General features: G+C 72.7%; 21 protein-coding genes and 1 pseudogene. 5 read left to right on the top strand and 17 right to left on the bottom strand.

Going from position 1 to position 23,261, the window contains the following annotated elements; all coding sequences use genetic code 11:
* Window positions 1-130 precede the first annotated feature (130 nt).
* Window positions 131-742 (bottom strand): TetR/AcrR family transcriptional regulator, encoded by a 612-nt coding sequence (locus AB0C62_RS24270; RefSeq protein ID WP_362976359.1) that lies wholly within the window; start codon window positions 740-742, stop codon window positions 131-133.
* 98 nt (window positions 743-840) lie between these two features.
* Here AB0C62_RS24270 and AB0C62_RS24265 point away from each other — a divergent pair, with 98 nt between their 5' ends.
* A complete protein-coding gene (locus tag AB0C62_RS24265) occupies window positions 841-1,554 on the top strand; it encodes an SDR family oxidoreductase (protein ID WP_362976357.1) in 714 nt (237 codons plus the stop codon).
* Between the two features lie 20 nt (window positions 1,555-1,574).
* Here the strand turns inward: AB0C62_RS24265 and AB0C62_RS24260 are convergent, their stop codons facing one another.
* Window positions 1,575-2,564 carry an alpha/beta hydrolase gene (locus tag AB0C62_RS24260; RefSeq protein ID WP_362976355.1) on the bottom strand — a complete coding sequence of 330 codons (990 nt, stop codon included), beginning with the start codon at window positions 2,562-2,564 and terminating at the stop codon, window positions 1,575-1,577.
* Between the two features lie 253 nt (window positions 2,565-2,817).
* On the opposite strand from AB0C62_RS24260, the gene AB0C62_RS24255 reads away from it, so the two are divergent.
* Both AB0C62_RS24255 and AB0C62_RS24250 read left to right on the top strand, forming a co-directional pair.
* Window positions 2,818-3,741 carry an LLM class F420-dependent oxidoreductase gene (locus AB0C62_RS24255; RefSeq protein WP_362976353.1) on the top strand — a complete coding sequence of 308 codons (924 nt, stop codon included), beginning with the start codon at window positions 2,818-2,820 and terminating at the stop codon, window positions 3,739-3,741.
* A gap of 343 nt (window positions 3,742-4,084) precedes the next feature.
* On the top strand, window positions 4,085-4,249 hold the full coding sequence (locus tag AB0C62_RS24250; protein WP_362976351.1) for a hypothetical protein: 165 nt from the start codon (window positions 4,085-4,087) through the stop codon (window positions 4,247-4,249).
* A gap of 135 nt (window positions 4,250-4,384) precedes the next feature.
* On the opposite strand, the gene AB0C62_RS24245 is transcribed toward AB0C62_RS24250, so the two are convergent.
* From AB0C62_RS24245 to AB0C62_RS24230, 4 genes are all read right to left on the bottom strand, one after another.
* Window positions 4,385-4,864 (bottom strand): DUF6099 family protein, encoded by a 480-nt coding sequence (locus AB0C62_RS24245; protein ID WP_362976349.1) that lies wholly within the window; start codon window positions 4,862-4,864, stop codon window positions 4,385-4,387.
* A 202-nt stretch (window positions 4,865-5,066) separates the two neighbouring features.
* Window positions 5,067-5,399: a nucleotide pyrophosphohydrolase gene (locus AB0C62_RS24240; RefSeq protein ID WP_362976347.1), complete on the bottom strand. Its 333-nt coding sequence runs from the start codon at window positions 5,397-5,399 to the stop codon at window positions 5,067-5,069.
* The gene (locus tag AB0C62_RS24235; protein WP_362976345.1) at window positions 5,396-6,553 is read right to left on the bottom strand and encodes an ATP-binding protein; all 1,158 of its coding nucleotides are present in this window, start codon (window positions 6,551-6,553) and stop codon (window positions 5,396-5,398) included. Before AB0C62_RS24235 ends, AB0C62_RS24240 begins: the two co-directional genes overlap by 4 nt.
* Window positions 6,554-6,921: 368 nt before the next feature.
* Window positions 6,922-7,311, bottom strand: a complete 390-nt coding sequence (locus AB0C62_RS24230; protein ID WP_081219895.1) for a cell division protein SepF — start codon at window positions 7,309-7,311, stop codon at window positions 6,922-6,924.
* Window positions 7,312-7,578: 267 nt separating this feature from the next.
* On the opposite strand from AB0C62_RS24230, the gene AB0C62_RS24225 reads away from it, so the two are divergent.
* Window positions 7,579-8,358: an SDR family NAD(P)-dependent oxidoreductase gene (locus AB0C62_RS24225; RefSeq protein ID WP_362976343.1), complete on the top strand. Its 780-nt coding sequence runs from the start codon at window positions 7,579-7,581 to the stop codon at window positions 8,356-8,358.
* 243 nt (window positions 8,359-8,601) lie between these two features.
* On the opposite strand, the gene AB0C62_RS24220 is transcribed toward AB0C62_RS24225, so the two are convergent.
* The 10 genes from AB0C62_RS24220 to AB0C62_RS24175 all read right to left on the bottom strand — a co-directional run bounded on the left by AB0C62_RS24220 (window position 8,602) and on the right by AB0C62_RS24175 (window position 20,463).
* On the bottom strand, window positions 8,602-9,870 hold the full coding sequence (locus AB0C62_RS24220; RefSeq protein WP_362976341.1) for a VWA-like domain-containing protein: 1,269 nt from the start codon (window positions 9,868-9,870) through the stop codon (window positions 8,602-8,604).
* A complete protein-coding gene (locus tag AB0C62_RS24215) occupies window positions 9,867-11,141 on the bottom strand; it encodes a MoxR family ATPase (protein WP_362976339.1) in 1,275 nt (424 codons plus the stop codon). Before AB0C62_RS24215 ends, AB0C62_RS24220 begins: the two co-directional genes overlap by 4 nt.
* Before the next feature lie 567 nt (window positions 11,142-11,708).
* A complete protein-coding gene (locus tag AB0C62_RS24210) occupies window positions 11,709-13,349 on the bottom strand; it encodes a hypothetical protein (RefSeq protein WP_362976337.1) in 1,641 nt (546 codons plus the stop codon).
* Window positions 13,350-13,438: 89 nt separating this feature from the next.
* The gene (locus AB0C62_RS24205; RefSeq protein ID WP_362976335.1) at window positions 13,439-14,755 is read right to left on the bottom strand and encodes a hypothetical protein; all 1,317 of its coding nucleotides are present in this window, start codon (window positions 14,753-14,755) and stop codon (window positions 13,439-13,441) included.
* Between the two features lie 243 nt (window positions 14,756-14,998).
* Entirely contained in the window at window positions 14,999-15,580 is a 582-nt protein-coding gene (locus AB0C62_RS24200; protein ID WP_362976333.1) for a hypothetical protein, read from the bottom strand.
* A gap of 211 nt (window positions 15,581-15,791) precedes the next feature.
* Window positions 15,792-16,856 carry an LLM class flavin-dependent oxidoreductase gene (locus tag AB0C62_RS24195; protein WP_362976379.1) on the bottom strand — a complete coding sequence of 355 codons (1,065 nt, stop codon included), beginning with the start codon at window positions 16,854-16,856 and terminating at the stop codon, window positions 15,792-15,794.
* Window positions 16,856-17,380 (bottom strand): SRPBCC family protein, encoded by a 525-nt coding sequence (locus tag AB0C62_RS24190; RefSeq protein ID WP_362976331.1) that lies wholly within the window; start codon window positions 17,378-17,380, stop codon window positions 16,856-16,858. Before AB0C62_RS24190 ends, AB0C62_RS24195 begins: the two co-directional genes overlap by 1 nt.
* A 183-nt stretch (window positions 17,381-17,563) precedes the next feature.
* Window positions 17,564-18,061, bottom strand: coding sequence for a helix-turn-helix domain-containing protein (locus AB0C62_RS24185; RefSeq protein WP_362976329.1), 498 nt, complete (start codon window positions 18,059-18,061; stop codon window positions 17,564-17,566).
* Between the two features lie 85 nt (window positions 18,062-18,146).
* Window positions 18,147-19,613, bottom strand: a complete 1,467-nt coding sequence (locus AB0C62_RS24180; protein ID WP_362976327.1) for a WGR domain-containing protein — start codon at window positions 19,611-19,613, stop codon at window positions 18,147-18,149.
* A gap of 208 nt (window positions 19,614-19,821) precedes the next feature.
* On the bottom strand, window positions 19,822-20,463 hold the full coding sequence (locus tag AB0C62_RS24175; protein ID WP_362976325.1) for a superoxide dismutase: 642 nt from the start codon (window positions 20,461-20,463) through the stop codon (window positions 19,822-19,824).
* 83 nt (window positions 20,464-20,546) lie between these two features.
* Between AB0C62_RS24175 and tsaD the strand changes: the two are divergent.
* Window positions 20,547-21,596, top strand: a pseudogene (gene tsaD, locus AB0C62_RS24170) (tRNA (adenosine(37)-N6)-threonylcarbamoyltransferase complex transferase subunit TsaD).
* A gap of 67 nt (window positions 21,597-21,663) precedes the next feature.
* On the opposite strand, the gene AB0C62_RS24165 reads toward tsaD, so the two are convergent.
* Window positions 21,664-23,172, bottom strand: coding sequence for a glycoside hydrolase family 71 protein (locus AB0C62_RS24165; protein ID WP_362976323.1), 1,509 nt, complete (start codon window positions 23,170-23,172; stop codon window positions 21,664-21,666).
* Between the last annotated feature and the right edge of the window lie 89 nt (window positions 23,173-23,261).

The raw sequence follows: 23,261 nt of genomic DNA, 5'->3' as shown, positions 1-23,261 counted from the left end.
GGGCGACGCCTGGTCTCGGCGCGCCCCCACAACGTACCGCCGACGTCCCAGGTGGGCTCGGGGTTTTTCGTGCCGCCGGGGTGGGTGACGGGGGTCGGACGGAGGTGCCGGACGATCTCGGCACGGCCTCCTACGCGTCGTCGACGCCCGCGGCGTCGAGGAGGGTGCGGGCCGTCGTGACGGCGAGGCCGTCGAGCCCCCGGCCCTGCATGACGGCGCGGACCCCGGATCCGTCGAAGGTGACGGTCAGCTGCCGGGCGAGCAGTGCGGGGTCGTCGGCGCCGGCGCGCTCCGCCTCCTCCGCGAAGAACGCGGTCAGGGTGTCCTTGCAGCGGCGGGCCACCAGGCTCGCGGGGTGGTCCGGGGCCTTCAGCTCGGCGGTGACGGACACGAAGGGGCAGCCGCGGAAGTCCGGGCGGGCGGCGAGCTCCTCCAGGCGCTCGAAGACGTGCAGGATGCGCGCCCGCGCCGGCCGGTCGTCGGCGGCGGGCACCAGGAACGCCTGGTGGGCGGGCGCGATGCGTTCGAGGCTCGCCGCCAGCACCTCGTCCTTGCTGCCGAACAGCTGGTACATCGAGCGCTTGGAGACCCCGGCCTCGCGGCACAGCGCCTCGACGCCGATGCCGACCCCCTCGCGGTAGAAGAGCCCGGCCGCGGCGTCCAGCAGTCGGTCCCGCGTCGTGGAGGCAGCGGTCGGGGAGGCAGCGGCCGCGGAGGCCCCGGTCGGTGTCGCCTGTGTCATGCGGACAGCCTACGTTCTCCGGTTGCCTTTCGGAAACCGATCGGTTTACAGTTCCCGGAGACGAAGGAAACCGATCGGTTTCCGAAAGGGGAAAGCTCATGACCAGCATCGAAGGTTCCGTGGCACTCGTGACCGGCGGCAGCCGCGGCATCGGCAAGGCGCTCGTGGAGTCCCTCTACGAGCGGGGCGCCGCCAAGGTGTACGCGACCGCCCGCGACCCGAAGACGGTCTCCCACCCCGACGCGGTGCCGCTGGCGCTGGAGGTCACCGACCCCGCGTCGGTCGCGGCCGCCGCCGAGCGGGCCCAGGACGTCACGATCCTGATCAACAACGCGGGCGGATCGGGACGGACGTCGTTCCTCGACTCCCCCGTCGAGGACGTGCGACGCGAGTTCGACATCAACTTCTACGGCCCCCTGCTCACCACCCGGGCGTTCGTCCCGGTCCTGGAGCGCAACGGCGGCGGACACATCCTGACCGTCCACTCGGTGCTGTCCTGGCTGACGGTCCCCGGCTCGGGTGGCTACAGCGCCTCCAAGGCCGCCCTGTGGTCGCAGAGCAACGCGCTGCGACTGGAACTCCAGCCGCGGGGGATCAAGGTCACCGGGCTGCACGTCGGCTACGTCGACACCGACCTGACGACGGGCCTCGACGTGCCCAAGGTCTCCGCGCACAGCGTCGCGACGGAAGCTCTCGACGGCATCGAGGCGGACGCCCACGAGGTCCTCGCCGACGCGGTGACCCGCCAGGTCAAGGCGGGCCTCTCGGGCGACCTCAGCGCCCTCTACCCGCAGCTCGCCGAGCAGCGGTAGCCCCCGTGGGGCCCCCGCCGCTACGGGGTGACTCGACCGATCGCGCCGAGCCACTCGGCCAGCAGCCGGCTCGTCTCCTCGGGGCGCTCCTGCTGGATCCAGTGGCCGCAGCCGTCGAGGACGTGCGAGGAGACGAGGCCCGGCAGCGTGACGGGGAAGGCCTCGATGGCGTCGGACATCCATGTGGTGGAGGCGTCGAGGGCGCCGCCGATGAACAGTGAGGGCTGGGTGATCGGGGCGCCGTCGTGATCGGCGAGGTCCTCCCAGTCCCGGTCCATGTTGCGGTAGCGGTTGAGCGCCCCGGTCAGGCCGGTGCGTTCGAACTCGGCCGCGTAGACGTCGAGTTCCTCCGTGCCGAGCCAAGCGGGGCGGGCGTCGGCCGGGAAGCGGTCACGGAGCGTGCCGCCGGGTGCGGCGAAGTGCGGGTCGGGCGCGCCGGCCCCGGGCATCGTGTCGCCGGACAGGGCGGCGTAGAAGCCCGCGAGCCAGCCGCGTACGTCCGGCTCGATCTCGGCCTCCGCGCGGCCTGGACGCTGGAAGCGGGAGACGTGGAACTCCTCCTCACCGCCCATGCCCGCGAAGATCTCGGAGGGTCGCGGGCCGCCCCGCGGCGCGTACGGGACGCTGAGCAGCCCCACGGCCCGGAACACGTCGGGGCGCAGCAGCGCGGAGCCGGCCGCGATGTTCGCTCCCCAGTCGTGTCCGACGATCACCGCGTGCTGTTCGCCCAGCGCCCGCACGACGGCCACGTTGTCCTCGACCAGGTCGGGCATCCGGTACGCCTCGACCGCCTCCGGCCGGGACGAACGGCCGTAACCGCGGACGTCGACGGCGACCGCCCGGTAGCCGGCCGCGGCCAGGACCGGCAGTTGGTGGCGCCACGAGTACCAGAACTCCGGGAATCCGTGCACGAGAAGGACCAGCGGCCCCTCACCCTGCTCGACGAGGTGGATCCTGCCCGCGGGGCCGGGGACCACCCGGTGCGTGACGTCCGGAGTCTGCTGCGGCATGGGTCCTCCACGGGCCTCGGTCCGGCTGGTACGGCTGCGGCGCCCGGTGGTGCGCACCGGGTACGGATGCTGCGCCAAGATCGCCTCCGATCCTGGTGGAACGCCCCCGCCGTCGCGAGCGATGTTGCCGCTTCGGCAACAGAGCGATCGGGGGACCGGGAGATCGAGGGCCCAGCTCGGGGCGAGATGATCGGGACGGTGGGGACAGCGGTTCGGCACGGGACGCCTGATGTGACCGGTGCATGATGGATACATGGATCTTCGAGTCTTCACAGAACCGCAGCAGGGCGCGACCTACGACACGCTGCTTCGCGTGGCCAAGGCCGCCGAAGACCTTCACTACGGCGCCTTCTTCCGCTCCGACCACTATCTGCACATGGGCTCCGCCGACGGCCTCCCCGGCCCCACGGACGCCTGGATCACCCTGGCCGGCATCGCCCGCGAGACGAGCACCATCCGTCTCGGCACGCTGATGACCGCGGGCACCTTCCGCCTTCCCGGCGTTCTCGCCATCCAGGTCGCGCAGGTCGACCAGATGTCGGGCGGCCGTGTGGAACTCGGACTGGGGGCCGGCTGGTACGAGGCCGAGCACGCGGCCTACGGAATTCCCTTCCCCAAGGAGAAGTTCGGCCGGCTGGAGGAGCAACTCGCGGTCGTCACCGGGCTGTGGGGCACGCCCGTCGGCGAACGGTTCAGCTTCGACGGCACGTACTACCAGTTGAAGGACTCGCCCGCGCTGCCCAAGCCCGCGCAGTCGAAGGTACCCGTGCTGATCGGCGGCCACGGAGCCAAGCGCACCCCGGCTCTGGCGGCTCGCTACGCCGACGAGTTCAACATCCCGTTCGCCTCCGTCGCGGACTCGGAGCAGCAGTTCGGCCGGGTGCGGGCGGCGGTGCAGCAGGCCGGACGCAAGGCCGACGAACTCGTCTACTCCAACGCCCTCGTGGCCTGTGTCGGCCGCACCGACAGCGAGGTGAAGCGGCGCGCGGACGCCATCGGCCGTGACGTCGACGAACTGAAGGCGAACGGCCTCGCGGGTTCTCCCGCCGAGGTGGTCGAGCGGATCGCCCAGTACCAGGCGGTCGGTTCGCGGCGGATGTATCTCCAGATCCTCGACCTCGACGACCTGGACCAGCTGGAGTTGATCGCGGCCGAGGTGATGCCGGGGCTCGACTGACCCCGGACATCGCGCCGTACGGTCCGGCCGTGGAGCGGCACGCGCCCCGCTCCGGCCGGACCGCGGCGGCCCGGCCGACCTCCCGCCGACTCCGACGGAGTCGCGACGGATCGGGTCAATCCCGGTCACCCGCGCGGCAGTCGCCGACGTCACGGCGGCATCCCTGTCCACGGGCGGGTGAAAATCCGTCAACCCCGGTTGCGCTGCGGGGTCGCGCCAGTGACCGGGGTCGACGGTGATCGTTGGCTCGGGCGGAGCCGGACCGCCCGGCACCCGTCGCCGGCGGTCGCCGGGACGTCACCCTCGTCAGTGGCCCTCCGTCGCGGGGGCCGAGGAGGCCGTCGTGACCCAGGAAACCGTGCCCCAACAGGGCACGTCCGCCCAGCCGAAGGGGCTGCTCCAGCAGATGGAGGAGCTGATGGCGGCACTGAACGCGGACCTCTCCCAACTGGACGCGGACCTGTCGGCGCCACGCCCCACGCGGGCGCCCGAACCCGAGAGGGCCTGACGGCCCGACCTCCCGGACGGGGCTCGCCCCGCCCCCGTCCCTTCGTCCGGGCCCCGGCATCTCCGCATCCCGCAGACCCCGCTCGCGTCCTCCCGCCCCCGGGGCGGGATGCACGGGCCCGGGTGGGCCGCACGCCTACCCGGTGGCCGAACCCCGTTCGACCACGCGTTTCTCGTCCCGCACCGCGAGGCGTCTGAGCATCTCCAGGACGCGGTCCCGGGACTCGTCCGCCGCGTCGATCGCCTCCATGCACTGCCAGTACGTCCCCTCGTCGTCCGCCGCGCAGGCGACGCTGACCAGGGCCATACCGACCTCGCCCAGGAGGCTGCCGAGGCAGAGCAGCGCCTCGCGCGGATCGCCCAACTCGGTGAGCTGGGCGGCGCGTAAGGCGCCGACGCCGAGCGCGGGGGCACCCAGGACCCCGCAGCCGCGGCCCGCCAGCTCCGTCAACCCCAGGGCCTCACCCCGGAGTTCAGGCGGGCCCGAGACCGCGAACCGGCTGCCGATCGCCTGGGCCAGGGAATGCGCCTGCCATGCCTCGGCCATCACCTCCGGGGTGTCCCCGCTCTCCGCCAGGGCACGTCTGCTCGTCACGATGAGCCGCACCGCTTCCATGCGCTGCCCCCGTCTGTCGCGACGCGCTCGCACGCGTCCGCCCGAACTCACTGGTTCACTACCCAGAGTGAAGTCCCTTGAGACGAAAAGCCAGAGGAAGCCCGAAATCTGTGGACACGGAGTTGAGAGTTGACGACTGAACGACTCCGGAGAGTGACACCTTCCTCTTTCGGTGATCGTGAACGGGCTTCTTTCGTTCCCCTCAGGAGTCCCCGGGCGCCGGGAACCTCAGCTCGTTGCGGTCGATCTTCGCGTCGAGTGCGGCGAGCGGATCGACCCCCAGCACCTCGCAGAACTGCAGCAGATAGGCGAGGACGTCGGCCACCTCGTCACGGACGCGGTGCGCGCGGTCCGCGTCGTCCATGACGCGGGCCGACTCCTCCGGGGTCAACCACTGGAAGATCTCGACGAGTTCGGAGGCCTCCACGCTCAGGGCCGCGACCAGGTTCTTCGGGGTGTGGTACGGCTGCCAGTTCCGGGCGGCCGCGAAGTCGGCCAGCCTGCGCTGCAGTGTCGCTACGTCCAGTTCACTCACGGCGTCAGGTCTACCACCGTCGCCCCGGCCGCCCCGAACGCCGGGGCGCCGTCGCTCAGTGCGGCCACCAGCCGGATGTGGCCCCGCTCGCACATCCGCTGGGCCAGCCGCACCAGTTCGCCGGTCTGCCGTGCGTCCAGCCCGCGGTCGAGGCCGTCGGCGAGCACCGTCAACGACTGGAACGCGGCCGGCACCTCGCCCGCCGGGTCGACCTCCAGGACCCCGGGTCCGGTGAGCAGGACGAGGGCCAGCGCGAGATACCGCAACTCGCCGTCGCCGAGCAGCCCGAGCGGCGTACGGGCACCGTCGCCGCGGTCGAGGAGCCCCTGGACCCGGCCGTCGCCGACCACCTCGGCCAGGACGTCGGTGACGGTCCCGGCGCAGCCGGCGCGAACGGCGGCGACCAGGTGGGCGTACCGGTGGCCGCACTCCGACCGTGTACGCCACAGCACTTCGGCGAGGTTGCCGCAGTTCCGCAGAAGGCGTCCCGTGCCGAGCGGGGCGGGGACGCGCATGGCGTGCGGGCTCGGGTCGCAGGCGTAGACGGAGCGCAGCGCGAGCACCATCTGCTCGGCGGCGGCGAGGACCTGACACTCGCCCGCGGTGCGGCCCGCGACGCGCAGGGGCAGCAGGGCGGTGCCGAGGCGGTCGTCGGGGAGGGGTCCGCGGGTCACGGCGGACGATCCCCCGGTGTGCCAGGCCGCCTGCACGGACGGGCGGCCCGGGTCACGCAGCGCGGTCTCCAGCAGGGTCTGGCCGCCCGCCGACAACCGCTCCCCCACGATGCGCAGTTCGGGCTCGGCCTGGACGGCCACATCGAGGCGGACCGGTCCTTCGGGGCCGTCCACCGTGCAGCCGATGCGGAAGCCGCGGCGCTGCTGCGCGTCGGGCCGGGCCTGCTCGGGCACGCAGGCGACCGGATCCGGGAACACCTCCCGGAGTTCGGCGCCGCCGCCGAGCCGGGCCAGTGCCTCGTAGGCCCGCAGGGCGGCCGTCTTGCCGCTGCCGCTCGGGCCGGTGACGAGGGTGAGCGGTCCGAGGGGGAACCGGACACGGCGATGGGTGGCGAAGGCGGCGAGGCGCAGCTCGGTGAGGCCAGGTCGGTCGGGGCGCGCCTGCGCCACGGTGGGCGCTTCCGGCGTGGACAGGGTCATATGCGGACGGTAGGCCTCCGTCACCGGACGAACCGTTCCACTTGGGGAACCTTCCTACGATCGGGGGACGAATCCACCGGTTCGTAGGACGGGTTCACCGGGCCCTCGGCTCCGTTCGCCCGGGACCGGGGTGAGTTCACGACGGTCGCGGGGTGAGTTCACGGCGGGGCGAGTTCACGGCGGGGCGAGTTCACGACGGGGCGAGTTCACGACGGGGCGAGTTCACGACGGGCGCGGGGCGAACCCCTCAGAGGGCAGGGGGCGCCGCCCGGTCGCGCTGCCGATCGGGCACCCGGTCACGGTGCCGGTCGCCGGTCCCCCGTCGCGAGTACCCGCTGGGCACCGTCGCTCGGTCCGGCGGCGCGGCGTCAGATCCCGGGGACCCCCGCCTCCTCCATGAGTCCGCGCACCTCGGTTCCCGGAGGGGTCAGCAGGAACACGTTCCGGTCGACGCGATGCATACCGCTCGCGAGGCCGAACACCACGCCCGTACTGAAGTCGAGGACGCGCTTGGCGACTTCGCTCTCCGCGCCGGTCAGGTCGAGGAGGACCGGGATGCCGGCCATGAGGGTCTCGGCCACGTCGCGGGCGTCCGCGAAGACGTTGACCCGGAGGACCACGAAACGGCGCCGCGCCTCCGTCGGGGCCTCGGGGATCGACCGGTGGCCGACCGAGGAGGGCCAGGCGTCCCGGCCACGCAACGGAACGACCTGGGCGAGCCCTCTCCACTGTTCGTCGGTGACGTCGTGGCTGTTCATCGATCCACCCCGTCCTGGCTCGCACTCGTAGTCTGCACCGGGCAATTCTTACGCATGGTCACCCGTTCGGCCCAACAGCGACACGGTCCGCGACCCGGTTCGCGTGCGTTCCGCCCGTTCCTCCGGCGCCGTGCCCCTGTTCGTCGGAGGCGCTCCGTGCTGGAATACCCCGTCGCCGTCGGGCCGTTCGCGGACGGGCGACGTCCGGCGCCGTGCCGGGAGCAGCGAGGTCGTGAAGATCAACGTCGCCGAACCCGTGGGGTCGTGATGGCTGGGACGTCGGATTTCTCGCAGCGTGAGGGTGTCGCGTTCGTCGCGGGCGGCACCGGGGGCATCGGCTCGGCGATCGTGCGGACGCTCGCCGAGCGGGGCAGCGACGTGGTGTTCACGTACCGCTCCAGCCGTTCGGCGGCGGACGCGCTCGCCGGGGAGGTCGCCGGGCTCGGGCGCCGGGTCCGTTCCCTGCGGCTCGATCTGACGGAGGAACGGGCGGTGGCCGACGCCGTGTCCGAGACCGCCGTCACGCTCGGTGGTCTGCACACCCTCGTCCACGCGGCGGGACCGCACGTTCCCATGGTGCATCTGAGCCGGGTCACACCGAGTGAGTACCGCACCCAACTCGACGCCGAGGCGGGAGCGTTCTTCAACCTCGTGCACCCCTCGCTGCCCCTGTTGCGGGAGAGCCGGGGCAGTGTCGTCGCGGTCACCACCGTGGCCACGCGACGGTTTCCCGTCCGCGACGGACTCTCCTCGGGCACCAAAGGCGCCGTCGAGGCGGTCGCCCGCGCGCTCGCCGCCGAGGAGGGCCGCTACGGCGTCCGCGTCAACTGCGTCGCCCCCGGCATGCTGACCGACGGCATCGCCGCCCGTCTGATCAGCTCCGGCGAACTCGACGACACCGCGCTGGAGATCGCCCGCCGCAACATCCCCCTGCGCCGCTTCGGCACCGCCACGGACATCGCCGAAGCGGTCGCCTTCCTCGCCTCCGACCGCGCGGGCTTCATCACCGGCCAGGCGTTGGGGGTGGACGGGGGGTACAGCGTGTAGGGGGTGACGGGGAGATCGGCCAGGGCGGTACCGGCACCGAGCGTGCGCGGCGGGCACATCCCCCTGCGGGTGCGGGCGTTGACCGCGCCCGCCGGGCAAGTCCGCCGGCAGGCGCGGCCGTCGACCGTATACGGAAGGCAGGACCGCCGGGATGCAGGGGCGTCGACCGTGCGAGGCGGGCGACGCCCCCGACGGGTGGCTCGATCGACTCCGCGCGCCGGGTCGCCGTCGCCTTCCCGGTCCTCACCCGCCCGCCCCCGTCGCCGTGCCGATCTCGACCACGCGGGCCCAGGCGGGCGGAGTGTCCGGGACGTAGTCCGGGTCGTCCTCGTCCCAGGAGTCGTCCTCCCCGTGCCGGGGGAAGAGACCCACCACCGTCCGGCACGGTGGGCGCGCGTCCGGCCACGGAGTCTGGCCGTCGGTCAGGACCACGACGACGTCGGGGCGCGGCCGGGCCCGGAGCGCGGCGGCGAACCCGGAGCGCAGGTCGGTACCCCCGCCACCCATCAGCGAGATCCCCTCGGCTCGGCACAGCGGGTGGGCGACCCGGGCCGCCGCGTCGCAGGCCGCCACGGTCACGAGGTCGCGACGGCCGCCCACGGCACGGGAGATGGCGGACACCTCCAGGAGCGCGCTGCCCAGTTCCGCGTCGCTGACCGAGCCGGAGGTGTCGATGACCACGAAGACCCGGGGTGGTCTGCGGCGCAGGCTCGGGAGCACGATGCCGGGGAGGCCGGCCGCGCGCCGCGACGGACGGCCGTAGGTGTAGTCCTCGCCGGCGCCCGGCCCGGAGGCGGCGGACCGGACCGCCGCGCCCAGCAGCTCCCGCCAGGGCTGCGGCGGATGGAAGGCCTCCTCCGCCCACCGCTTCCAGCCCCGGGGAGCGCTGCCGGGGCGGGCGTTGATGCCCTGAGCGACCCGGAAGCGGACGGCGTCGCGTTCCTGCGCGCTGAGCCCGTGTGCTCCGTCCGGTCCGAGGTCCCAGTCCCGTTCGCGTCCGTCGGCGCCGCTGCCGCAGTCCAGCCAGGCCAGGCTCTGGGTGCGCGGTCCGAGCCGGAACCGGGTCAGGTACTCCTCCATCAGTTCGCCCGGCGGCAGGAGCAGGAACTGCGGTGTGACGGCGCCCTCGGGCCGGACCAGGCCCTCTCCGAAGGCGTCGTCGTTGATCTCGCAGTCCGCGGCGATGTTCATCCGCAGCCGCTCCGCAGGGCCGGTCAGGCCGCGTTCGCGGGCCACGCGGTCGCTGCGGCCGTGGTGGTCGCGCAGCAGGTGGGACACCTCGTGCACCCAGACGCCGGCCAGGTCCTCGACGGGCGTGCGGTCCACGAAGCGCGGCGAGACGTAACAGCGCCAGTGCCGGTCGACGGCCATCGTGGGGACGTGCCGCGACGCGACGGTGTGCAGGGCGAACAGCGCCGTCGCGAGGTAGGGGCGGACCCGCGCGGCGTGCAGGCGGGCGGCGAAGAGCTTGTCGAGGTCCAGGGCACCTCCCTGCGCGCCGGACGTCGTCATCGGCGCACCGTCCTGACGCCGGACGCGGCGCGGGCCGCCGCGTCGTCCGCGCGCCGGGACAGGGTCACCGCTCCGGCGAGCCGCTCGATGGAGGCGGGCACGTCCCAGTCCTGCCGGCGCAGCGTCGCGAGCGTGGTCGCGGGGACGACCACGAGATCGGGTGCGCCGGTGTCGAGCGCCCGGACGAGCAGGGCCCATGCGGCGTCCCAGCGGGCCTTGTCCGGACGGGCACGGACGGCGGCGACCACCCCGTCGAGAACGGCCTGGCGCAGATCACCCCGCTCGGGGAGTTCGGCGCTCTCCGGGTCGGCGAGCAGGGTCTCCGGGTCGGGCAGGTCCAACCGGTCCAGACCGGCGAGGAGTTCCAGCCCCGGGCCGTCCCCCACGGTGCCCCGGACGAGCAGGGACAGCACCTCGCGGGAGGAGTCGGCGGCGGTCGCGAAGGCGATCAGGCGCAGGGTCATCTCCCAGCTCCGCGGCGAGGGCCAGGCGCCACCGCGCCGGGTCTCGCCGCTGGGCAGCCGATGGACGAGTCCGGGTCGGGCGGTGAGCAGGGCGCACACCGCGCGGCGGGCGAAGTCCACGGCCTCGCGCAGCCGCCGCGGGTCCAGGCGCGGCAGGGTCGCCCGGGGCCAGGTGCCTCCGAGGCCGCGGACGACGACCTCGTGGTCGTGGGTCCACTGGAGGTGGACGAACCGGTTGGCCAGCGGCGGGCTCAGCTCCCAGCCGTCGGCCGCCGAGGAGCGCGGGTTGGCGGCGGCCACGATCCGGACGCCGGGCGGAAGTTGGAGCGCGCCGATCCGCCGTTCCAGGACGAGCCGGAGCAGGGCGGCCTGGACGGCGGGGGGCGCGGTCGACAGTTCGTCGAGGAAGAGCAGCCCCCGGCCGGCTCGTACGAGACGGACCGCCCAGTCCGGTGGGGCCATGGGGACGCCCTGCTCGGCGGGGTCGTCGCCGAGCACGGGCAGCCCGGAGAAGTCGGACGGTTCGTGGACGCTGGCGATCACCGTGGTCAACGGCAGGTCCAGGGTCTCGGCGAGTTGGGTCAGCGCCGCGGTCTTGCCGATCCCCGGCTCGCCCCACAGCAGGACGGGCAGGTCGGCGGCGACGGAGAGGGTCAGGGCCTCCAACTGTGTGTCGGGACGCGGCTCGGTTCCGGTGTCGCGGAGGAGGGACAACAGTGCCTCTGCCACGTCGAGTTGGTTCGTTCCTGCGGGAACGTCCGGGTCGGAGAGAAGGTCGGCTTCCAGGAACGGGGTGCGTGTGGGCATGTCTGATCACCTTGGGTTTCGTGACGGTCGCACGGCGGCGGACCGGGCGGATGGTCGCGGCCAACCGCTGTGCGGCGAGGTTTCGGTGGGCTTCGGGCTTCGAGCGCGTCGAGTTGGGCGCGGGCGACGGGCGGTGACGATTCGGGGCGGAGAGGTGTCCGGCGAACGGGACCGGCCCAAGGGCCTCTCGTGTCGCGCGCGGTCGGTCTGGTGGTGAACGGGCGCTATTGGACTGCGTGTTGTCCCGCGCGGATGGGACTGGTGGTGAACGGGCCCTGTCCGACCACCTGTTGTCTCGCGCGGATGGGAGGGTGGCGAAGGAGCCGGCTGACCGCTCGTTGCGGGGTGCGGAGGGGACCGGTGACGGACCCGCTGGTGGCCTTTCGCGTCACGCGGGTGCTACCGGTGACGAACAGGGCCTGGTCGACGGTCTGTTGTCGCGCACAGATGGGACTGGTGGCGAGGGGGCTGACTAACGGCCCGTTGTACGGCGCGAAGGGGACCGGTGACGGCCTGGCCGGCGGCCTGTCGGGTCACGCGGTGCGGCCGGTGACGAACGGGGCCCGGTTAACGGCCCGTTGTCTCGCGTGGATGGGACCGATGGTCCCGGGGCCGCGTGGGCCCCGGTCGGATGCGGCCGGGCGCGGGACCGGTCAGGCCCGCTCTGAACAGTCCGTAGGTGATCCGGCGCTCGGCGGCCGCCCGGAGTTCGTCCCGCAGCGCGCCGCCCCGCAGCACCGCGTCCGGGCCCAGCAGGCCCTCGACGACGGCCAGCGCACCGGCGGTGTCGCCGTGATGGAGGCGTTCGCGGACTCCGGACAGACAGTGCGGGCGCCGATGCGCCTCGTCGATGGCCTGGAGGCAGGGCAGGGGCGTGCCGGTCAGCGCGACCAGCAGTTCCTCGCGACGGATCTCGGTCGGGTCGTGGTCCAGCGGTCGCAGGACGCCGTCGACCAGGCCGATCCGGTGCCGGTCGCCCCGGCACTCCACGATCCGGGGCCGGCCCGGCGGGTCGGGTGCCCGGGGGACGGGGACGGGGGTGCGCCCGGGCACGAGGGCCGCCGCGACCAGCGGATGCAGTCGCTGGGCATCGATCGCGCCGGTGCGGATCAGGTGCAGGTCGGGCAGCACCCAGGTCGCCGCGTCGGGCAGGACCGGCAGCGGCGAGCCGTTGCCGCCCTTCGGCGCCGGTCGGATCCGCGGGCCGGGCGGTCCCGGGCCGTCCGACGCCTGGGGCACGCCCCTGTCCACGCCCGAGTCCGTGAGCGGGTCCAGGGCCGAGCGGCGAAGGCCCACGTCCAAGCCCACGTCCAGAAGCAGCCGGTGCCGGGACCCGAGCCGTACGGCGACGGGTCCGGCCGTCCGGCCCTCGGCACGCAGCAGGATCGCCGCCTCGGCCGCCCACCGGTCCACGGCACACCCGAGTTCGGGCGGCACGAGCCCGAGCGGATCGAGCCCGAGCGGATCGAGGTCCGGCGGCCGGGGAACGGCAGGTGGTAGGTCGGCACCGGCCCGGACCCACAGGCCTTCGGCCCCGGACGGGTACGCCCCTCCGTCGGCACCTGCCGAGGATCGAGATGCGTCGGCAGGGGAGAACGCGCCGCACCGGACCCGTAGCTCGTCCGTCCTGCGCGCGTCCCAGAGGTGGCGGTGCAGGTCGAGACGGTAGCGCCGGCCGGGGCGTGGATGCGGATGCCTGTGGGCACCTTCGTCGAGGCACGGGCCGCGGGAGCCGCCCTTCGGTGCCTCCCACAGCGCGAGGCTGATCCGCTGGCCGCCGTCGGCCCAGGCCGGTGGCGTGCGGACGACGAGGTGCACCGGGTGGACCGGGTCGGGTGCGGCCCGGTCAAAACGTGCGGGCGCGCCGCCCTCGGGCCCGGCCCGGTCGTAGCGTGCCAGCGTCAGGGTGATGCCGGGGCGCAGCAGTCCGTCGGGGCCGACCCGGGGCATGTGCCAGCGCAGCAGGTCGGGCGCCAAGTGGCGTAGATCCGCTCGGACTTGGGAGGCGAGGGCCCGGCCGTGCGTGCGGGCCAGGGAGCGGAGGTCGAGGTCGACGTCGACGCCCGTGGCGGCACACGCCCCGGCCCAGTCCCCGGCACGGCGGCGGGCGGTCGCGGTCTCGATCATGGAGGGCGGCACGGCGAAGTCACGCACGCGCGGCCAGAAGGAAGCGAGGAGGGAGTCCTCGTACGCGGTCCGAGTGAGCATCAGCACTCACCTTGCGCGGACGGGGCCCCCCATCTGTCACCGGAGAGAGTTGTCATCGCCGGGAGCATAGCCCGCTGTTCGGAGGGCTGTCAGGTGATTTCGACCGGCCCCGAACCGGCCGCCGGTCCCCCCGTGGTGCCGGTGGTGCCGGTCAGGTGCGGGGCCCCGTCGTCGTCGAGGAACTCGACCACGGCGAGCACCAGCAGGGCCACCACGGCGATCCAGACGGTGACGGCGGCCGTGGGGTAGTTCCAGATGAGCAGGGTGACGGCGGCGACCGCGACGACCGTCCAGTTGAGCCACGTCTTGGCCCGGTGCACCCAGGCCCCGACCGGTCCCAGGTCGAAGCCCACCGCGCCGCGCACGGCGCCGATGCCGCCCCGCCAGGCGGCCAGGACCCGCGTGGCGGCCCGGCCGCTGCCGGTCAGCCAGGTCGCGAGGGCGACGACGATTCCGAGAGTGATCACCATGCGTACCGTCGTCCGCAGATAGCGCACGAGGGTGTCGAAGACCGAGCCCGCTGCGGGCTGGGAGACCCCCGAAGGCAGGCCGTCGAGATAGATCCCCCGGAAGATCCAGAGCGCGATGCCGAGGACGGCGGCCCCGGCGGCCACGGCGAGCGCCGCTGTGACGAGGGCGCGGCGCCTGCGGATGGCGAGGAGCACACCGCCGGCCGCGAGGAGCAGGGTCAGCACCGGCAGCCAGAACCCGACGATCTGCAGGAGCCGGTAGAGCTTCTTGGCCTTGCCGATGGAGTCGGAGGTCAGGACCGTGAAGTCGGTGTGCACCTCGGGGATCTTCGCGGCGATGCCGAGTCCCCTGTCGACGAGGGCCTGCTTGACGCGGTCGATGACGGGGGCGAGGTCGATGACGACGGCGTCGTCGGTGAGCTTGACGGCTCCGCCGCCCTTTCCGGTGAGCGCCTTGTCGACGGAGGCGTGGGCCGTCCTGTTGAGGTCGGTCCACAGGGTGGCGAACGCGTCGCTGCTGACGAACTTGTCCGCCGTGCTGTGCACGAAGTCGGTGAGGCCACTGGTGATCGGACCGCTCAGCGGGCCCAGGGCCTTGGTCAGCCGGGGCCGGTCGGCCGGGGCGACGGAGGTGAGCAGCGCCTCGATGTCGACGTGCTGCATGACCGCTTTCGTCACCCGGTCGGCGACGGCTTCCTGGACGTCGGCGTCGGAGGCGAGCGGCTTCATGGTGGAGACGTAGCGGTCGGTGTCTCCGATCAGGTCGCTCGACCAGGCCGCCACCGCGCTGAGCGGGGTGAGCACGGCCGCGACGAGGATCAGGAGGACCGCGAAGAACGGCCGTACCCAGTGCCGCCCGCCCGTCGGGCGCCGCCGCTCCAGTTCCGCGACCCGGGACCGCAGCTCGGCGATCTCCCGGGCGTCGTCGCCGTTCACGTCGCCTCCGTGGGGCGGGCGGCCGGGCACGGCCGGCGTCGCGCGGACCGTTGACCGGCGCGTGCCCGGTCGGTCAGGTCATCCATGGCGCTCTCGTTCCGCTCGGTCCGCTGCGTGGTGGTGTACGGGTACGACGGCCCCTCCCCCGGCGGCGTCGGATCGGCCACCGGGCGGAGGGGTCTCGTGGGTGCGGGTGCGTCACATCGCTGCCGTCACGTCGGGGCGGCCGGAGCGGAGGACGGTTCAGCGCGGCTGCGGCTGTCGCGGGGACTGCGACGGTGACTGCGGCCGGGACGGTGAGTGATGGCCGTGGGGCCGGTAGGCGGCGAGCGCCCAGATCACGAAGACGTCGATCGCGATCATGATGACCGACCAGATCGGCGCGTACGGCAGGAACATGAAGTGGAAGAGCATGCTCACCGCGGCCAGCGCGATACCGGTGACGCGGGCCCACGCGGCGCCCTTCAGGATGCCCGCACCGACGACGGCGGCGATCACGCCGACGACCAGCAGGATCCAGCCCCAGCCGGTGAGGTTGATGCGGTACACGTAGTCGTTCACGCGCGTGTACACATCGTCCTTGGCGATCGCGGAGATGCCCTGGAGGATGTTGAGGAAGCCGTTCACCAGCAGGAGCACACCCGCGAAGGTGACGCCGCCGGCCACCCAGGCACCGTCACCCGACGGCGGCGGCCCGAGATCTCCTCCGGCGGGCGCCGCTCCGGACCACTGGTCTCCCCACAGCGGCATGTCGCCGCCGCTCGGCTGGGATCCCGTGCCGCCACCGGGCGGCGGGGTCGGGGGCTGCGAAGCGTCCTGGCTCATGCTCGACCACCTCGATGCGCTGTCGGCCGCTGGCCGACCCCGGTGCGGGAGGCATCGGGGAATTCGAGCCTCCGCCGCCGTTCCCCGCCCCGCCACGGGGGTGCCGCCGATCGGGTGACGGTACGAGGACGGGCCTGCCGCCGACGGCAGGCCCGCATCCTTCGCCTCTCACCCGTCGCTCCACCCCTGGCTCTTCGGTCCCCGCCCCGCCTCAGACGGCGTCCGCCTCCGCGTTCTGCCGGGAGACGAGGTCCAGTGCCCGCCCCAGCGTGGTGAGCCGGGCGTCGAGGGTCTCGCCCGCGGGATAGAGGCGGACGGTGTCGACGCCCGCGGAACGCCATACGCGGAGCCGCTCACGGACCATGTCCTCGGTGCCGATCAGGGTCGTGCCGAGCACCATCTCGTCGGTCACGAGTCCCGCGGCGCCGTCCCGGTCGCCGGCCTGCCAGCGCTCGTGGACCTCGGCGGCGATGTCCGCCCAGCCCTGCCTGCTGTACGCGGCGTTGTAGAAGTTGGTGGTGGCGGAGCCCATCCCGCCCAGGCTGAAGGCGAGTTCCTTCTTCCGTCCCGCCACCATGGTCCGCAGCGCGTCCTCGTCCTCGGCGAACGCCACTTCGGCGCCCTGGCAGATGTCGAGGCCGGCGCGGTCCCGGCCCGCCGCCGCGAGACCCGCGTCCAGGTGGTCGAAGTACGCCTCCTTGGCGCCCTCGGGTACGAAACTGGTGCCCAGCCAGCCGTCGGCGATCTCCCCCGTCAGCCGCAGCATCTTGGGGGAGAGGGTGGCGAGGTAGACGGGCAGGTCGTGCTCGGCGCGCATCGACAGCCGCATGGGACGGCCCTCGCCACCGGGCAGCGGGATCGTGAACTCCCGTCCCTTGTGGGCGATCTTGTCCCCCGCCACGGCCTGCCGAACGATCTCCACGGTCTCCCGCATCCGGGCCAGCGGGCGCGCGAAGGGCACGCCGTGCAGACCCTCGATCACCTGGGGCCCGGACGGTCCGAGGCCAAGCAGGAACCGTCCGCCGGAGATGTTGGAGAGGGTGATCGCGGCGCGGGCGATGGCGGAGGGAGTGCGGGTGCCGAGCTGGATGATGCCGGAGCCGAGCAGTATCCGCTCGGTCCGTGCCGCCAAGTAGCCGATGGGGGACGGTGCTTCGGAGCCCCAGGCCTCCGCGACCCAGCAGATGTCCATCCCGAGCTTCTCGGCCTCGACCACGAAGTCGACGGTCTCCCGCCAGTCGCCCCCGGACGCCTCGATCGTCGTGGAGGTCCGCATCACGCGCCCTCCCCTTCCGCGTTCTCGGCACGTTCCCTGATCGCCTCGACGGTGCCCGTCATGCTCCGCTCGAACTCCCGCAGCCGTACGAACACGATCTTCTGCTCCTTGTCCGGCATCCGGTCGATCGCGTGACAGAGCCCCGAGCGGCCGGGCCCCATCCGCATCCACTGGGTCAGCTCGGTGCCGCCGTCCTTCTCCTCCAGACTGAACCGCCAGACGGAGCTGGGGCGTTCGGGGTCCTCCACGGCCCAGGCGAACGTGCGGTACGGATCGCACCGCACGATGTACGAGGTGGTCTCCCACTCCCCCAGCGACTCGTGCCGGCTGCGGCCCACGAACCGGGCACCGACCGCGGGGGCCGTCGCGTCGTCGAGCCACCGCACCGACTGGAGTTCCGTGCTCAGTTCCGGCATGAGCCCGATGTCGGAGACCAGGTCCCACACCCGCGGCGGCGGGGCGTCGATCCGTGTCCGCACCTCCACCGTCGGCTGGTCCGCATAGCGCGCGCCCGTCCACTCCATGAGTTGCCCGGCCTTCCTCTCAGCGTTCAGGAAACCTGCCCCAACAGGGCTCTGAGCTTGAGAGTTGCGTAGATAGACTTACCTGTCAAGGAAATCCGCCCCCGGCACGCGGACCGGGGGCGGTGAGGAACCGGCGAGTCGGACGGGGAAGCGCACCGCGCTCGCGGTCGGTGAAGCGGGCGCTCAGTCGGTGAAGCGGCTGCGGATGTCGGGGCGTTCGGCCAGGTGCGGCGGGTAGCCGGGACCGAGGCGCGGCCGGGTGTTCTCGGCCGTCATCGGCTCCCCGCACTCGGCGCACACCACGGCCGCCTCGCTCTCGTGTCCGCAGCGGTCGTGACGGAAGACGACGGGCGGCCCCTGCTCACCGCTGAGCCAGCGGTTGCCCCAGCTGTTCATGGCGGCCAGCACCCCGAAGAAGTCGCGGCCCATCTCGGTGAGCACGTAGTCGTGGCGCACCGGGTCCGTCTGGTAGGCCCGCTTCTCCATGAGCCCCTCGTCGACGAGGCGCCGGAGCCGGTCGGTCAGCGTGTTGCGCGCGATGCCCAGCTCCTGCTGGAACGCGTCGAACCGCTTGATCCCGTAGAAGGCCTCCCGCAGCACGAGGGGCGTCCACCAGTCGCCGAGGAGGTCCATCGTGCGCGCGATGGAACACGGCCAGTTCGCAAAAGAAGTCCGCCTCACCCGTTCAGCATACGAGGGTCCAGGAAAAGGACCCAGCAGCTCGCACGGGGTGACTCACCGCGAGGGGCCGGACCGGCCCGCCCCGTCACACGAGGCGCCTGATCTCTCCGCGCACCCGGTAGAAGCCGCCCACGGAGGAGTGCAGCGCATCCACCACATAGCGAGCGCCGGGCTCGCGTATCGCCCGCGGGAACTGGACCTTCCAGCCGGTCTCGTACCCCTCGGAGACCACATGGACCCGCACGCGACCGCCCTCCTGGACGCACTCGACGACCACGCCGTCCCCCGGCGCGGGCAGGGCACTGACCGTGGCGACGGACGCGGCGGTGGTCAGCGGTGCGTAGGTCGGCAGCGCCGCCGCCAGCTTGACGTCCGCCGCGACCGGGACGGTGCCGGACTCGGCGGCCCGGATGGCGCTCTCCGTCGCGTCGACACAGGCGAGCGAACCGTCCGTGGAGACGATGTACAGCCGCTCGTCGTGGTACTGCATGGACAGCGCGGAGCCGCCGCCGGTGCCGAGCTTCCACAGCCGGGTGCCGTCGGCCGTGAAGCAGTAGACGGAGGAGGCCGAGTCGCCCGCGAACACGTACCGGCCGCCGGGGGACGTGGCGCACGAGTAGACGGGAGCGTCGCAGAGATAGGTGGCCTCGACCCGTCCGGTGGACTTGGCGAGCCGCTGGACCTGCCTGCGTCCGGTCCCCGCGTAGACCGCGTTCTCCTCCTGCCAGCCGAACAGCACGTTGCCGCCGGTGTCGGTGTGCCAGAGCAGGCCCGCGCCGTCCGCGGCGTACGCCGTCACCCCGCGGCTGTGCCCGTGGTACACGGCGTGGTCGTCGGCGCGCACCATCCAGGCGTGGTCCCCGCCGGAGTCGCGCGACCACTGGAGCTCGTCCTCGTGGTCGATGACCGTCAGCCCGCCCCGGCGGTCGGACACGCTGAGCACGCCCGCGTGGATGTCCAGCCAGAAGATGTCGACCTCGGCCGCTATCTCGTAGGCCGCGAACGGCACCTTCGAGGAGAGGTCGTACACCCGGCCGTCGTCGCAGCCCGCGTAGATCCAGAAGTCGTCCGCCACCAGGCACTTGACGCCGTCGGGCAGGGAGTAGTGCGCGAGCACCTCGCCGGAGTGGCTCAGGTTGTACACGTCGCCGTGCTGGTTGCCGACCCAGCAGCGGTCCTCGTCGACGTGGATGCCGAACGCCGAGGCTCCCGTGCGGAACCGCCACAGCACCGGTGCCGTGGCACGGGCCGTGGAGGGCGCCGACGTCACCTGACGGCGCGTCACCGCACGGGCCGCGCGCTGCCCCTGGACGGCGGGCGCGTACCCCTTGCGGACCTTCTCGGCTATCTTCTTCGCCGCCGCGGCCCGGGCCTTCTCGACGGTGGGGAAGCTGGAGGTCTGGCGCTGGCCGTCGACGCCGATCCGGCCGTACCGCACGGAGACGGTGGTCTGCTCGACCGTCACCTCGTAGAACTTGTGGGCGCCGCAGCTGTCCTGGGACAGCTCCAGATACGTCGTGTTCCCCGTCTGTCGTGTCTGCGCAGCGGACACAGCACACCCCTCCCCAATGACCCGGCCGGCCCCGCACGGGCCGTCTTCCAGTGACTCCAAACTAGAGGTCACCACTGACAACGGCGTCGCAGCGCGAACGCCCGAGGGGCTCCCACGGGTACGCGCCCCGGGGAACCCCTCGATGTGACACCTGCCGCGCGAACGGTGCGAAGACGATCGCGTGCGGGAGGTCGGTTCGCCCGCGCCGTCAGGGCGCGAGCAGCAGGCTGTCGCCGCGTTCCTTGGCCGCCGTGTAACGCCGGGCCACGTCCTGCCAGTTGACGACGGCCCACATGGCGTCGATGAAGTCGACCTTCTGGTTCTTGTACTGCAGGTAGAAGGCGTGCTCCCACGCGTCGAAGACCAGGACCGGGGTCGAGCCCTGCCCGACGTTGCCCTGGTGGTCGTAGACCTGCTCGACGATCAGGTGGCCGCTCAGCGGCTCGTAGGCGAGGACGCCCCAGCCGGAACCCTGCGTGGTCGCGGCGGCCTTGGTGAGCTGCGCCTTGAAGCCGGCGAAGGAGCCGAAGGACTCGGTGATCGCGTCCGCGAGGTCGCCCACGCCGTCCGCGGCCAGGGGCTCACCACCGCCGTCGCCCGTCATGTTGTGCCAGTAGATGCTGTGCAGGATGTGCCCGGAGAGGTGGAAGGCCAGGTTCTTCTCCAGGCCGTTGATCGACCCCCACGCCTCCTTGTCCCGCGCCTCCGCGAGCTGCTCCAGCGTGTCGTTCGCGCCCTTGACGTACGCCGCGTGGTGCTTGTCGTGGTGCAGCTCGACGATCTGGGGATTGATCACCGGTTCGAGCGCCGCGTAGTCGTAGGGAAGCTCCGGGAGCGAGTACACCGCCATGTCCAACATCCTCCGCCATAATTGCAATCAGTGTGCAGTTGCACGCTAACAGCAAGAGAAGACCAAGTGCAGGAGGGTCGCGGATGGGGTCGACGATCGTGCTGGGTATCGAGTCGTCCTGCGACGAGACCGGCGCCGGGCTCGTCAGCGAAGGGCGGTTGCTCGGGCACGCGGTGGCGTCGAGCATGGACGAGCACGCGCGCTTCGGCGGCGTCGTCCCGGAGATCGCCGCCCGGGCCCACATCCACGCGTTCCGGCCGGTGGTCCGTCAGGCGCTGGACGACGCGGGGCTGCGGCTGTCCGACGTCGGCGCCGTGGCCGTCACCGCCGGCCCGGGCCTGCCGGGCGCCCTGCGGGTGGGCGCGGCCGGCGCCAAGGGGCTCGCCTACGCGCTGGGCGTTCCGCTCTACGGCGTGCACCATCTCGCCGGGCACGTAGCCGCCGACACCCTGGAACACGGCCCGCTGCCGGACCCGTGTGGTGCTCGTCGTGTCCGGCGGCCACACCTCGCTGCTCCTGGTGCGTGACCTGGTCCGTGATCCGATCGTCCACCTCGGCGACACCCTCGACGACGCCGCCGGGGATCGACAAGGTGGCGCGGGTCTTCGGGCCGCCCTACCCGGGCGGCCCTGCCATCGACCGGGCGGCACGTTCGGGCCGTGCGCGCGGTCGCCTTCCCGCGCCCGCTGCCCGGCTCGTACGACTTCTCCTTCTCCGGTCTGAAGACGGCGGCGGCCTGCTGGGCGGAAGGACACGGGGACCGCGAGCTGCCGGTGGCCGACGGGGCGGCCTCACTCCAGGAGGCCGTCGCCGACGTCCTGACCCGCAAGGCGGTCGCGGCGTGCGTCGAGCACGGCGTGGGCACGGCGGTGGTGGTCGGCGGTGTGGCCGCGAACTCGCGGGTGCGCTCGCCCGCCGAGGAGCGCTGCCGTGCGGCCGGTGTCGAACTGCGGTTACCGCCGCCGCGGTTGTGCACCGACAACGGCGCGATGATCGCGGCCGTCGGCGACCTCCTCGTACGCGCCGGTGCGGAACCCGCACCGCTCGACATGTCCACCGACCCGTCGGCACCGCTGGAGCACGCCGCGCCGCATCCGGCCGGGGCCACGACTCGGCCGGCCGGGCCCGTCTGACGGCTCCCGGCGAACCTGCGCCCGCCGGGATGAACCGCCTCCACCGCCCATCTGGTCGGGGAGGACGTCACCGACCGCTCGACACCCCGTAGTACTGGAGGTCCTGGACGGTTGCCGTGCGTCGGGCCGGGTAGCGGGTCGTGACGGCTGCCGCGGTGTCGCCCGCGCGGCGGGCGACGACCTGGGTGCGGCCCGGACTCAGCGGCAGCGCATGGGCGTTGACGCCGACGGGAGCTTGGTAGGCGTGCGGCACGGAACCGACGCGCGCGGACACGGAGGCGGGCGCGGTCAGGAAAGTGAGCAGCTCCACCTGGTCGCGCGGGGTCGCCGTCCCCGCGCGGGGCCGCATCAGCCGTGCCTGCTGCACGCCACCGCCGCCGGTGAACTGGACGCGGGAGGTGACGTACACGGTGTCGCGCACGATCCGCGGCCAGGCCCCGGTCTTGAAGCGCGTGAGGTAGTACGAGGAGATGTCCAGGTACGTATGGCCGTTGTGCAGTGAGGGCGCGAACTGGCTGCCCTCGGAGTAGTCGTTCCAGGTGGTGAGTTGCACCCAGTCGGCGCCGTCGGAGATCGCGTGGTTCCAGGTCGACCGCAGGGTGGCGGTGTTGCCGGCCTCGTCGTAGACGCCCTGGTTGGGCCGGGCGTCCTGCACGGAGACGGCCTGCATCCACTTCTTGCCGAGCGAGTGGGCGAGCCGGACGTCGCCGGGGACGTTGTCCTGGCGGGCGTAACTGCGGTTGCCCCAGGACGAGAAGGCATGGCTGATGGGCGCGAAGCGTTCCGCGTTGGCACGGAAGTTCAGGAAGACCGGGACGAGCGCGGTTCCGACACCGTGTTGGCGCAGTCGCGCGGTGACCTGGTTCCACCAGGCCGGATCCTGGGCCTCGGCCTTGAACGGGGACACCACGAGGCGCCCGTCGGCCAGCCGGTACGCGGCGGGTGACGCGGCCAGTACGGCCAACTGGTCGGCGAGCGTGCGCGGATCGGTGTGCAGGGAGGTCATGTCCGGCATCAGCACGATCCGGAACCCGGGGTCGACGCGGTGCGCGGCGCGCAGCAGCAGGTCGACCCGCTCGCGGTTGGGGCCGGTCAGGGAGAGGAGGTCGACGGTGAAGCCGTCGATCCCGGCGTCCCGGGCGGTCCTCACCTCCCTTTCCAGGTTGGCGAGTTGCCAGTTCCCGGTCGACGGGGTCACGGGCTCGGGCCGGTCGCGCAGCAGTCCGCCGTAGGCCGCGTGCTTGCCCTGTTCGCCCTGGGGCGTCAGGTAGTTGCGGGTGTAGTAGTCCCGGGACGCGGGCTGGTTGTCGAGGGAGAGCGGGTAGGGCGTGAAGTAGTGCGCGAAGACCAGGTGGGGACTTGCCCGCAGCACGGCGGCGGAGGGCTGGTCGAAGGGCAACGCCGTGGCGTTGGCCCGCTCGGCGGAGGACGTCTTGTCCTGCCGGTCGAGGGCCAGTCCCGTGCCGGCCACGACTCCGATGAGGAGCAGGCCGAACAGGGCGCCGAGCGCGGTGCGCCGCCGTGTGCCAGGCGGCCTCCGGTGCTGGCGCGTTGGACGTGCGGGCTGATCCGTCATGGGTGTCCTCCGCGGACGCCGATGGGCCACCGGGGGCGAACTCTACTGCACGGGCGGCCTGTTGGGTGACAGAACGTCACTCAAGAGGC

This window comes from Streptomyces sp. NPDC048643 (genome assembly GCF_040650615.1).
Classification (GTDB): domain Bacteria; phylum Actinomycetota; class Actinomycetes; order Streptomycetales; family Streptomycetaceae; genus Streptomyces.
Note: the sequence above shows the minus strand (reverse complement) of the source record. Positions and strands in the feature narration are given on the sequence as shown.

Coding starts and splice junctions, on each gene's coding strand:
- AB0C62_RS24200 (WP_362976333.1), bottom strand. CDS start 15,580: ATGAGCCAGGACGCTTCGCAGCCCCCGACCCCGCCGCCCGGTGGCGGC.
- AB0C62_RS24265 (WP_362976357.1), top strand. CDS start 841: ATGACCAGCATCGAAGGTTCCGTGGCACTCGTGACCGGCGGCAGCCGC.
- AB0C62_RS24195 (WP_362976379.1), bottom strand. CDS start 16,856: ATGCGGACCTCCACGACGATCGAGGCGTCCGGGGGCGACTGGCGGGAG.
- AB0C62_RS24225 (WP_362976343.1), top strand. CDS start 7,579: ATGGCTGGGACGTCGGATTTCTCGCAGCGTGAGGGTGTCGCGTTCGTC.
- AB0C62_RS24270 (WP_362976359.1), bottom strand. CDS start 742: ATGACACAGGCGACACCGACCGGGGCCTCCGCGGCCGCTGCCTCCCCG.
- AB0C62_RS24260 (WP_362976355.1), bottom strand. CDS start 2,564: ATGCCGCAGCAGACTCCGGACGTCACGCACCGGGTGGTCCCCGGCCCC.
- AB0C62_RS24210 (WP_362976337.1), bottom strand. CDS start 13,349: ATGCTCACTCGGACCGCGTACGAGGACTCCCTCCTCGCTTCCTTCTGG.
- AB0C62_RS24165 (WP_362976323.1), bottom strand. CDS start 23,172: ATGACGGATCAGCCCGCACGTCCAACGCGCCAGCACCGGAGGCCGCCT.
- AB0C62_RS24175 (WP_362976325.1), bottom strand. CDS start 20,463: ATGGCGGTGTACTCGCTCCCGGAGCTTCCCTACGACTACGCGGCGCTC.
- AB0C62_RS24215 (WP_362976339.1), bottom strand. CDS start 11,141: ATGCCCACACGCACCCCGTTCCTGGAAGCCGACCTTCTCTCCGACCCG.
- AB0C62_RS24190 (WP_362976331.1), bottom strand. CDS start 17,380: ATGGAGTGGACGGGCGCGCGCTATGCGGACCAGCCGACGGTGGAGGTG.
- AB0C62_RS24220 (WP_362976341.1), bottom strand. CDS start 9,870: ATGACGACGTCCGGCGCGCAGGGAGGTGCCCTGGACCTCGACAAGCTC.
- AB0C62_RS24235 (WP_362976345.1), bottom strand. CDS start 6,553: ATGACCCTGTCCACGCCGGAAGCGCCCACCGTGGCGCAGGCGCGCCCC.
- AB0C62_RS24245 (WP_362976349.1), bottom strand. CDS start 4,864: ATGGAAGCGGTGCGGCTCATCGTGACGAGCAGACGTGCCCTGGCGGAG.
- AB0C62_RS24230 (WP_081219895.1), bottom strand. CDS start 7,311: ATGAACAGCCACGACGTCACCGACGAACAGTGGAGAGGGCTCGCCCAG.
- AB0C62_RS24255 (WP_362976353.1), top strand. CDS start 2,818: ATGGATCTTCGAGTCTTCACAGAACCGCAGCAGGGCGCGACCTACGAC.